Origin of the sequence: Stenotrophomonas sp. 2YAF22 (assembly GCF_052114665.1) — a bacterium.
Taxonomy (GTDB): domain Bacteria; phylum Pseudomonadota; class Gammaproteobacteria; order Xanthomonadales; family Xanthomonadaceae; genus Stenotrophomonas; species Stenotrophomonas indicatrix.
Genome location: NZ_JBFRFE010000074.1, coordinates 1 through 10465, shown reverse-complemented (window position 1 = coordinate 10465; position 10465 = coordinate 1). Strand labels below are relative to the sequence as shown.

The following is a 10465-nucleotide window of genomic DNA, read 5'->3' as shown; positions in this document are numbered from 1 at the left end:
GGGCAGTAGCAGCCCACGGCAAGCAGTCCTTTCGGGCGCACGGTTTCCCCGTGCACCAGTTTGTCCAGCAACGGTTCGACGAAGCTGTTGGCCGAATTGCAGACCATGCCGATGCTGTACGGRCCGGCATAGGCCAGGTGGCCCTGGCGGTCCCAGATCGCCACCGCCGGGCTGGCCGGAATGTTCCCGATGCCATCGATGGTCGGCAGGGTGATCACCTTGCTGCGCAGCGGCTCGGGCAGTTCACCCTGGGTGCCGGGGCGGCGGATCGCATAGAAGTCGATGCCGGCGCGGCGGTACATGCTGATCAGGTAGCTCAGGTGGGCACCAGTTTCGCGGTTGCACACGCCGCAGGCCGGGTCCCAGAAATGCACCACGCGGATGCGGCCGGTGTCGCCGGCCAGTTCCGCCGGCAACCGCAGCTGCGAGTCATCGAAGACGATGGCCTGTTCGGCAAACGTGGACTGCTCGCCATAGCCGAAGTACTGCCACAGTGCCGCCGCCACGCCGGCCATGAACAGGCAGGCGAGGGCGATCATCACCGGCAGCATCGAACGGCGTGGGCGCGGCGCAGCTGCGCCCATCAGGAGCCGTCCGCGCCGAACTTGTGCACGTACTGCTTGCGCATCTCGCGGCAGGAGTCGGCCTGGGCGCGGCGCTGGATCTCGCTGCGCGCCGCGTCCTCGCTGCGTTGCAGGCACTGTTCAATGGCGTGGCGCTCGGCGGCCTGCACATCCACGGTCTGCGGTTGCAGGCAGACCCAGGCCAGGGCGGCCAGCATCAGCACGACGAACCCGCCGCAGCCAGCCATCACCAGGTGGAACTTCAGTTTGTCGGCGGCCATCTGCGGCACATCCTCCGTCCATACATTGCATACAAGATATCATCTTGTATGGGTATGGCCCACGGGATGGTTCAGACGATCGCCGAATGCCGCGCGTCGGGCGCCTCGGACAGGATCTCGTTCAGCTTGGCCAGCGCACCGGCCAGTGCCTCCTGGTCCACCGCACCGCCCAGCGACAGGCGGATGGCGTTGCCCGGTGGCGGTTCTTCCACGCTGAAGGCGTCGGAGCTGGCAATGCCAAGGCCCTGTTCCTGTGCCGCCTGGATCAGCCGGTACTGGTCCAACCGCGGCGGCAACGGCAGCCACACATGCAGGCCGGCCGGATGCGCTTGGGCACGGGCGGGCAGATAACGGGCGGCAATGGCCTGACGCTCGCGCAGCTCCTGCTGGAAGCGCTGCACCATCGCCTGCGCCTGGCCGGTGCGGATCCAGTGCGAGGCCACGGCCACCATCGACTGGGTGGGCATCAGCGCGATCGCACGCAGAGCGTCCAGCACCGGTTCCATCGGCTCGCCGCCCGGCACCACCAGGTAGGCCGTGCGCAGGCCGGGGGCCAGGCACTTGGACAGGGTGGAGATGTAGTAGACCGGGCAGCCACCGTCGGCCAGCGCGGCCAGCGGCGGGGCGGCATCGCCGGCCAGCAGCCAGTAGGGATCGTCCTCGACCACGGTCAGTTCGTGCCGCCGTGCCACCGCCAGCAGGGCCTGCCGGCGCTGCGCCGACATCGTCGCCGTGGTCGGGTTCTGGATGGTCGGCACCAGGTACAGCAGGCGCGGCCGGCGCAGCTGGCAGGCTTCGTCCAGGGCATCGGGCAGCATGCCCTCGGCGTCCATCGCCACCGACACCACGCCCCGCTGCAGCACGCGCGCAGCGGCCAGCAGGCCCGGATAGGTCAGTTGCTCGGCGGCGATCAGTTCGCCCGGCTGGGTGCGGGCCAGGATCAGTGCGCACAGCGCAGTCTGCGCGCCAGGGCAGATCACCACCCGGTCGGCGCCCACCGGGCCGAGCACCGGCGCCAGCCATTGCACGGCCGCAGCGCGGTCGTCGCGGCTGCCGGCACCGACGTGGTAGCTCATCAGCTCGCCCTGGCCCAGCTGCTGGCCCAGATGCTGGAAACCGGCCTCCATGCCCTGTGCGAACGGCGCGCTGCCGAGCAGCGGGGGGATGTTCATGCTCAGGTCGACCGAGGTGCTGCGGTTGCCGGCGGACATCGCAATGAAGGTGCCGCCCGCGCCCTGCGCGTCCAGCAGGCCGGCTTGGCGCAGTTCGGCGAAGGCGCGGGTGACCGTGGTCAGATCCACCCCCACCTGCTGGGCCAGGTCGCGCTGCGGCGGCAGGCGATCGCCCGGCCGCAGCACGCCATCGTCCACCGCCTCGCGCACCTGCTGGGCGATCTGCAGGTACAGCGGTCCTGCGCCCTCACGGAACGGGCGGACCCAGGTCCGGTTGGGGTGTTTCAGGCGGCGGCCGGCAGCAGGAGGCGTCATCGGTCGGATTTTTCCATACGTGCAGATGCACAAGTCCATACAATGCTGTATCTTGTATGGGCTTGATTGGAGTGGTTCGCCTGTTTGTAGGCGACCTCGTACCCACAGTGTAGCCGCTCCACGCCCGGGCGCTGCGCGCAGGCGAGCCGGTCAAGCGCGCATCTTCAACAGGGTTGACCACCAATGAATATCTGCTGGAACCGCATCCGCCTGGCGCTGGTCGCCCTGGCCTGCATCGCCCTGACGGGCTGCGATTGGGTGCTGCTGGATTCGAAGGGCATGGTCGGGATCGCACAGCGCGACCTGATCCTGATCTGCATCGGCCTGATGCTGATCGTCGTCGTGCCGGCCATCGTGCTGACCTTCGTGTTCGCCTGGCGCTTCCGCGCCGGCAATACCAAGGCGAAGTACACGCCGGACTGGTCGCACTCCACCAAGGTGGAAGTGGTGGTCTGGGGCGTGCCGTTGCTGATCATCGCGGTGCTGGCGGTGATCGTGTGGAAGTCCACCCACGAGCTCGATCCGTACAAGCCGCTGGACGTGGCCGGCGAACCGCTGCACGTGGACGTGATCGCCACCGACTGGAAGTGGGTGTTCGTGTACCCGGACCTGGGCATCGCCACCGTCAACCAGCTCAACTTCCCGGCCAACCGCGCGCTGGCGTTCAACATCACCTCCAACTCGACGATGAACACCTTCTTCATCCCGCAGCTGGGTGGACAGATCTACGCGATGGCCGGCATGCGCACGCAGCTGCACCTGATCGCCAACGAGCCCGGCCAGTTCCGTGGCATGTCCGGCAACTACAGCGGCCATGGCTTCTCGAACATGAAGTTCATCGCCACCGCCAGCAGCAACGAAGACTTCGATCGTTGGGTGGCCGACGTGCGCAGCGCACCGGATTCGCTCAGCTTCGAGCAGTTCAAGGCGCTGGCCGCACCATCGAAGAACGCGCCGGTGCAGCACTTCTCCAGCGTCGAACCGTTGCTGTTCAAGAAGGTCATCGACCAGTTCATCGGCGTCGGTGAGAACACCGCTGCTGCAACCCCGGCGGGCGCTGCCGGCGGTGCCCAGGTTTCCCAGGAGTAACGAACATGTTGGGTAAATTGACGTGGGAGGCCGTGCCGCTGCACGAGCCGATCGTCGTGGTCACGTTGGCGGCCATGGTGCTGGGCGGCCTCGCGCTGCTCGGCGCGGTGAGCTATTTCAAGCTGTGGGGCGTGCTCTGGCGCGACTGGTTCACCACGGTGGACCACAAGAAGATCGGCATCATGTACGTGGTCGTCGCGCTGGTCATGCTGGTGCGCGGCTTCGCCGATGCACTGATGATGCGCGCACAGCTGGCGGCGGCCGGGCCGGGCAGCGATGGCTTCCTGCCACCGGAACACTACGACCAGATCTTCACCGCGCACGGCGTGATCATGATCTTCTTCGTGGCCACGCCATTCGTGGTCGGCCTGATGAACATCATCGTGCCGCTGCAGATCGGTGCGCGCGACATGGCGTTTCCGTTCCTCAACGCCTTCAGCTTCTGGATCTTCGTGGTCGGCGCTGCGCTGATGATGATCTCGCTGGGTGTTGGCGAATTCGCGATGACCGGCTGGGTCGCCTATCCGCCGCTGTCGGGCATCGAGTTCAGTCCCGGGGTCGGTGTCGATTACTACATCTGGGCGTTGCAGGCCTCCGGCATCGGTACCCTGCTGACCGGCGTCAACCTGTTCATCACCATCCTGCGCATGCGTGCGCCGGGCATGACGTTGATGAAGATGCCGGTGTTCACCTGGACCGTGCTGGTCACCAGCGTGATCATCATCGCCGCCTTCCCGATCCTGACCGTAGCCCTGGGTGCGCTCACCCTGGACCGCTACCTGGACTTCAACTTCTACACCAACACGTTGGGTGGCAACCCGATGATGTACGTGAACCTGGTGTGGGCCTGGGGCCACCCGGAGGTGTACATCCTGGTGCTGCCGGCGTTCGGCATCTTCTCTGAAGTGACCGCCACGTTCTCGCGCAAGAAGCTGTTCGGCTACAAGTCGATGGTCGGCGCCACCCTGGCGATCGGCATCCTGTCCTTCATCGTCTGGCTGCACCACTTCTTCACCATGGGCTCCGGTGCCAGCGTCAATGCCTTCTTCGGCATCATGACGATGATCATCGCCATTCCCACCGGCGTGAAGATCTTCACCTGGCTGTTCACCATGTACGGCGGCCGCGTGGAGTTCAGCGTGCCGATGCTGTGGACCATCGCCTTCCTGGTCACCTTCACCATCGGTGGCATGACCGGCGTGCTGCTGGCCATCCCGGGCGCGGACTTCCTGCTGCACAACAGCCTGTTCCTGGTCGCGCACTTCCACAACACCATCATCGGCGGTGCGCTGTTCGGCTACCTGGCCGGCTTCGTCTACTGGTTCCCGAAGGTATTCGGCTTCACCCTCAACGAGCGCCTGGGCAAGTGGTCCTTCGCCTGCTGGGTGATCGGCTTCTACCTGGCCTTCATGCCGCTGTACATGCTGGGCTTCATGGGCATGACCCGGCGCATGAACCAGTACGACAATCCGGCGTGGACGCCGTACCTGATCGCCGCCTTCATCGGTGCGCTGTTCGTGTTTGCGGGCATCATCTTGATGCTGGTGCAGATCTACGTCAGCGTGCGCGACCGCAAGCGCAACCTCGACCTCACCGGTGACCCGTGGAATGCACGCACGCTGGAATGGGCCACGCCGTCGCCGCCGCCGTTCTACAACTTCGCCGTGGTGCCCAAGGCCGATGAGCTGGACGCCTTCCACGAAGCGAAGAAGCGTGGCCTGCCGCCTCCACCGAAGAAGTACGCACCGATCCACATGCCGAAGAACACCGGTGTGCCGCTGATCCTCAACGTCTGGATCCTGGTGCTGTGCTTCGCCCTGGTGTGGCACATCTGGTGGATGGCCGGTGCCAGCTTCATCGCGATGATCGCCACCCTGATCGCGCGCTCCTACAACGAGGACGTGGATTACTACGTCAGCTCCGAAGAGGTGGCGCGTACCGAAGCGGCCAACCACGCCAAGCTGCAGGAGGCAGGCGCATGAACCTGTTGACCCGTCCGCAACTGGACAGCGATGCGCTGGTCCACGACGACCACCACGCGCACGACCACGCCCACGAACAGGGCGGCATGAAGGTGTTCGGCATGTGGGTGTACCTCATGTCCGACCTGGTGCTGTTCGGCTCGCTGTTCGCCTCGTACGCGGTGCTCAGCACCGCCTACGCCGGCGGCCCGACCGGCAAGGAACTGTTCTCGCTGCCGTTCGTGATGGCCGAGACCTTCATCCTGCTGGTGTCCAGCATCACCTATGGCCAGGCCGTGCTGGCCATGCACCGCCTGGACAAGGCGGCGGTGCTGCGCTGGCTGGGCGTGACCTTCGTGCTCGGTGCCTCGTTCATCGGCATGGAGCTGTACGAGTTCTCGCACCTCATCCATGAAGGGGCCGGCCCCAGCACCAGTGCCTACCTGTCGGCGTTCTTCGCCCTGGTTGCCACCCACGGCCTGCACGTGGCCAGCGGCCTGATCTGGATGGCGGTGGTGATGCACCAGGTGTATCGCCGCGGCCTCACCCCGACCAACATCACCCGCGTTTCCTGCCTGAGCCTGTTCTGGCACTTCCTGGACCTGGTGTGGATCTGCGTCTTCACCTTCGTCTACCTGATCGGAGCCTTCTGACATGGCCCACGTCGAAACCTCGCGCGCCGGCAATGCGCACGGTTCCACCAAGTCCTACCTGATCGGCTTCGTGCTGTGCGCGCTGCTGACGGTGGTGCCGTTCGCGCTGGTGATGAACCCGGTGCTGTCGCGGCCGGTCACCCTGTTCCTGCTGGTCGGCTTCGCGGTCGCGCAGATCCTGGTGCAGCTGGTGTACTTCCTGCACATGGACCGCAAATCCGAAGGTGGCTGGAACCTCGCCAGCTTCGTGTTCACCCTGGTGATCCTGTTCATCGTGGTCGCATTGTCGATCTGGATCATCTGGAGCATGCACTACCACATGATGATCAACTGACCGTGGCCGGGGCGATCGGCAAGGAGTGCGCGATCGCCCTGGCACCTCAGCCCTCTCTCCCCCCAGGGCAGGCCTGACCGAGACCGCGCCCACCTCGTGTTGGTGGTACCCGTGATGCGTGTTGCTTCCGTTGTTCGTTCCCTGCGCCTGCCGCTGTTTGCCGCAGGCCTCGCACTCGGCCTGCTGGCCGGCTGCAGCGCGCAGTCGCGCATGGATTTCTATTCCAAGGACATCGCCTGCGAGGAACTGGGCCAGCACTGGACCATGCCTGACAGCGCCGGCACCCTGCGTGGCCCGAAGGACCTGCAAGGGCAGGTGACCTACCTGTTCTTCGGCTTCACCAGCTGCCCGGACGTGTGCCCGACCACGATGGTCGAACTGAGCCAGGTCAAGCACCTGATGGGCAAGGATGCCGACCAGCTACAGGTGGTGTTTGTGAGCGTCGATCCGGCGCGCGATACCCCCGAAGTCGCGCACACCTATGTGCACGCGTTCGACCCGAAGGCGATGGCACTGGTCGGTGACGAGGCACAGCTCTCGGCGATGGCCAGTGACTTCAAGGCGTTCTACGAGAAAGAGCCCGGACAGCTGCCGGACACCTACACGATGAGCCACATCGCCGGCGGCTACGTGTTCGACCGCCAGGGCCGCCTGCGCCTGTTCGCGCCCTACGGCATGCCGATGGAGCAGCTGTTCTCGGACGTGCAGCGGTTGCTGCTGGAGCCGGAACACCCGGCCGCGGGCAGTGAAGCATTGGCGGCGTGCAAGCTGCCGCACAGCGCGAGCGTCGCCGCCCGCTGAACGACGCATCGCCCTGGCAGGTGTCGACCTTGGTCGACACGCGATGAATGAACCTGGTGGGTGCCGACATCCTGATTCTGGCGGGTGCCGACATTGGGAATCTGGTGCATGCCGACCGTTGGGATTCTGGTGGATGCCATTGGAATCTGGTGGGTGCCATTGGATTGTGGTGGGTGCCATTGGATTGTGGTGGGTGCCGACCGTTGGTCGGCACGCCCTCCCGCTCGCCAATCCCCCGGCCGGCCAGGAGAGCCAACCGGCCGGGGGCACCACGCAACGCCCTAGATCACTTCTTCTCTTCCCACTGCACCACGTCCGGCTCGGCCGCGCGGATGCCCGCGGTCGACAGCAGTCTGGTGGTTGCATCCAGTGCTGCATTCACCGACGGGTACTCCACGATCGCCCGTCCCGAGGCCTTCGACACCTTCACCACGGTGCCGCCGGTGGCAGTGGCCGCACGCTGCGCCGAGGCGGCATCGGTAAAGAACACCTTCACTCGCGAGGTAGCCACCACCGGCGCGCCGTCGTTGGAAACCGCCGCCGCGAACTTGCCGGCGCCCGCATCCGCAGCGCCTGCGCTGCCACCATCCAGCGAGCGCTTGCTGCGCGAACTGGTGGTTGCGGCCGGCGCCGCTGACGGCGTGATCGTGAACTGCCCGCCGCCGGTCGCCTTCACGCTGGTCGAGGGCGAAAGCTGGAAACGGGTGCCGCCCACATCAAACGAACGGCCGGTCGCGGTGGCCTTCAGCGCCTGCGCATCCACGGTGGACAGGGTCTTTGCAGGCGGGGTCTGGCCCGAGCTCTGCGCCGAAGCGGTGGTCGTCATCGCCGCCAGGGCGAGAGTGCTCAACAGAATGGTCGTCTTCATCATCAGTGCCCCAGAACGCGGATCTTGAAGAATTCGAGGTTGCCGCGCGACGCTGCGTTCGCGGCCTGCCCCATGTCGGTCACTTCCAGGGTCCAGGTGCCCGTCGCCGCCTCATCCAGGAAGGCATTGCTGGACAACAGATCCCAGTTGGTGAAGTTGCGCTGCACGCCGCCCGTGCCGGAGCCGATTGCGGTGAAGGCCGGCTGCACCACGCTGCGCGTGCCACTGGGCGAAATCAGCACGAACTGCAGCTGGCGGGTGTTGCTGTGGTTCACCCGGAATCCCAGCTGCACCGATTCGATGTTGCGTGCACCATTGGCCACCTGGAAGGTCAGGCGCGCGGCGGCGTTGGTGGTGTTGCCAATGGCAACGGTGCGCGTGGTGGTGCGCCAGCCGGTGTCCACCAGCGGCCCCAGCGACTGGAAGTTCTCCGCCACCTGTACGGCACGCGCCGCATTGACCACGCCGAAGCCGTACCAGTTGCTGTAGGCACGATTGGCGGCGTTCACCGTCCAGCCCGGCACCAGCACGCGCCCATCGGCCAGCGTCACCGCCGGCTGGTTGGGATGATTGCGCGTGGCGGTAGTGGCCAGGATGTATTTCACATCGCGGTAGGACAGGTTCGGATTGGTTTCCAGCACCAGCGCTGCCACGCCCGACACCATCGGCGTCGCTGCCGAGGTACCGTTCATCCTGCCGGTGTAGTTGCAGGTGCTGTCGAGGGCTGACAGGTTGCTGTCCAGCGCGTTGTAACGCTGGGCGTTGGTGTTGCTGCCCTGCGCGCAGCCGGTCACGTCGGTGGTGAGGATGGCCGGATCGTAGCGAACCGCCAACTGGTTCGGCACGTACTGTCGCTGCCAGCCGTTCTCGCCACCAAAGCCGGACACCCACAGCGCCGAACCGGTGGACGAGTACGACGAACGCACGCCGTCGGCGCGTACTGCCGCCACGGTGATCACGTTGAACAGGTTGTTGCGTGGATCGCGGCCGGCCGGCACGCAGCCCGTCCTGCGGTTTTTGGTATCGGCGGTGCACACGTCCTGGAACTGGTTGATCGCAGCGTTGTCGAAGTTGTTGCCCGCCGCCTTCACGTAGATGCCGCCGCGGCCGCCGCGCGTGCCGGAGAGGGCCTGCTCATTGGATGCCACGTCGTTCTGGCTGAAGGCGAACGGTAGGTTCGGATTGCTGGGACCGGCGCCCCAGCTGTTGTTGAACACCTGCACATCGGCCGACTCGGCGCCATCCCACCASGMGTAYTCGATATTGCTCAGCTGGTTGCCCGCAGCATCCGAGGCCAGCACGTTGAAGCCCTTCAGCGTGGCCGCGGGCGCAACGCCGCGCACGCCCACGCCGTTGGCACCGACCGCACCGGCGATGCCGCCGACCATCGTGCCGTGGTTGTCGCTGTTGGGGTCGGACGGCGAAGGGTTGTTGCTGCCGTTGGCGAAGTTCTTGCCTGCCACTGCCGCCACGTTGGCAGCCAGATCCGGATGCGCGATCTGCAGGCCGTCATCGACGATACCGATGATGACGCCTTGGCCGCGGATGCCGTTGCGGTACAGGCCATCCACGTTCAGATCGTTGCCGGCCACCGGCAGGGTATCGCCCAGCACCGCTTGGCCGGTATTGAGCAGGTGCCACTGGCGGCCCGCCAGTGGATCGGCCTGTTGCGCATGGGCGGTAACGGCCAGGCTGCCCAGCACCAGGGCAGTGGCCAAGGCCAGGCGCGCAGAGCGCGGTGGCGCGGAGCGTTGCGTGTGTCGCTTCATACACGAATCCTTCTGTTGTGAATCGGCATGGCAGGACGGCGGGGCGGATCTGCCCCATCGCAACGAGCCAAACGCGACACAACGAACAACCCCCTACCTCTTCACGCGGTCGATGTGCGGATGTGCCAAGTACGTCACAAACACTTATGTCGCCTTGTAATGACGACTGCGCCGCTCTGGTCTGTGCTTCGGTAGTTGCCAACCTTGGTTGGCGCACCCCCGCCATGCCACCATGCCCAGGCTCCCCGGAGGACACCGGATGAAACGCCCCAATGCCCGCGCCCGTGCCGATCTGGCCCCACTCACCGTGGCCACCATCCGCAAGGTGGTGCTGTCGATGTATCACCGTCGCCACGATTACTGGACCGACGCGGACATCGCCGAGCTGCTGCCGGAGCTCACCGCCTTCAACATCACCACGGTGAAGCAGCTGCGCCTGCTGATGAAACGGCACCGCCGCGCGCTGCTGCGGGAGGAGAGGACAAAGATGCCCCGGGCGCAGACGCTGGATCTGCTGGCGGGGGGCGGTTGGCATGGCATCGATGTGCACGCCAATACCAGCTGGTTCGCCATTGGCGGCCTGGTCCGCATCAGCATGGAACACGAATTCGGCTTCGAGACCATGCTGCCATTCCATGAGATACGCGACGCTGCCATGG

11 protein-coding genes are annotated in these 10465 nt (G+C 65.6%); 6 read left to right on the top strand and 5 right to left on the bottom strand.

Annotated elements, in window-relative coordinates; genetic code table 11:
* The 3 genes from AB4Y84_RS04990 to AB4Y84_RS04980 all read right to left on the bottom strand — a co-directional run.
* Nucleotides 1-584, bottom strand: a 584-nt coding sequence (locus AB4Y84_RS04990) for a DUF6436 domain-containing protein (protein ID WP_442249839.1), incomplete at its 3' end; no start/stop codon positions are given.
* On the bottom strand, nt 584-844 hold the full coding sequence (locus AB4Y84_RS04985) for a hypothetical protein (RefSeq protein ID WP_025877432.1): 261 nt from the start codon (nt 842-844) through the stop codon (nt 584-586). The genes AB4Y84_RS04990 and AB4Y84_RS04985, both read right to left, overlap by 1 nt.
* Before the next feature lie 71 nt (nt 845-915).
* Complete coding sequence (locus tag AB4Y84_RS04980) at nt 916-2331, bottom strand: aminotransferase-like domain-containing protein (protein ID WP_442244176.1); 1416 nt, start codon at nt 2329-2331, stop codon at nt 916-918.
* Between the two features lie 183 nt (nt 2332-2514).
* Between AB4Y84_RS04980 and cyoA the strand changes: the two genes are divergently transcribed.
* From cyoA to AB4Y84_RS04955, 5 genes are all read left to right on the top strand, one after another.
* On the top strand, nt 2515-3420 hold the full coding sequence (gene cyoA / locus AB4Y84_RS04975; RefSeq protein WP_223496997.1) for a ubiquinol oxidase subunit II: 906 nt from the start codon (nt 2515-2517) through the stop codon (nt 3418-3420).
* A gap of 5 nt (nt 3421-3425) precedes the next feature.
* Nucleotides 3426-5402 carry a cytochrome o ubiquinol oxidase subunit I gene (cyoB, locus tag AB4Y84_RS04970; protein ID WP_025877427.1) on the top strand — a complete coding sequence of 659 codons (1977 nt, stop codon included), beginning with the start codon at nt 3426-3428 and terminating at the stop codon, nt 5400-5402.
* Nucleotides 5399-6034 carry a cytochrome o ubiquinol oxidase subunit III gene (cyoC, locus tag AB4Y84_RS04965; RefSeq protein WP_080353828.1) on the top strand — a complete coding sequence of 212 codons (636 nt, stop codon included), beginning with the start codon at nt 5399-5401 and terminating at the stop codon, nt 6032-6034. The genes cyoB and cyoC overlap by 4 nt, the downstream gene beginning before the upstream one ends.
* Before the next feature lies 1 nt (nt 6035).
* The gene (gene cyoD, locus AB4Y84_RS04960; RefSeq protein WP_025877422.1) at nt 6036-6368 is read left to right on the top strand and encodes a cytochrome o ubiquinol oxidase subunit IV; all 333 of its coding nucleotides are present in this window, start codon (nt 6036-6038) and stop codon (nt 6366-6368) included.
* Nucleotides 6369-6482: 114 nt separating this feature from the next.
* Entirely contained in the window at nt 6483-7169 is a 687-nt protein-coding gene (locus AB4Y84_RS04955; RefSeq protein WP_442244177.1) for an SCO family protein, read from the top strand.
* Nucleotides 7170-7455: 286 nt separating this feature from the next.
* On the opposite strand, the gene AB4Y84_RS04950 is transcribed toward AB4Y84_RS04955, so the two are convergent.
* Both AB4Y84_RS04950 and AB4Y84_RS04945 read right to left on the bottom strand, forming a co-directional pair.
* Nucleotides 7456-8040 carry a S8 family serine peptidase gene (locus AB4Y84_RS04950; RefSeq protein WP_312107515.1) on the bottom strand — a complete coding sequence of 195 codons (585 nt, stop codon included), beginning with the start codon at nt 8038-8040 and terminating at the stop codon, nt 7456-7458.
* Nucleotides 8040-9806: a S8 family serine peptidase gene (locus AB4Y84_RS04945; RefSeq protein WP_442249838.1), complete on the bottom strand. Its 1767-nt coding sequence runs from the start codon at nt 9804-9806 to the stop codon at nt 8040-8042. Before AB4Y84_RS04945 ends, AB4Y84_RS04950 begins: the two co-directional genes overlap by 1 nt.
* Before the next feature lie 259 nt (nt 9807-10065).
* Here AB4Y84_RS04945 and AB4Y84_RS04940 point away from each other — a divergent pair.
* A partial coding sequence (locus AB4Y84_RS04940; RefSeq protein WP_442249837.1) for a hypothetical protein occupies nt 10066-10465 on the top strand: 400 nt, incomplete at its 3' end.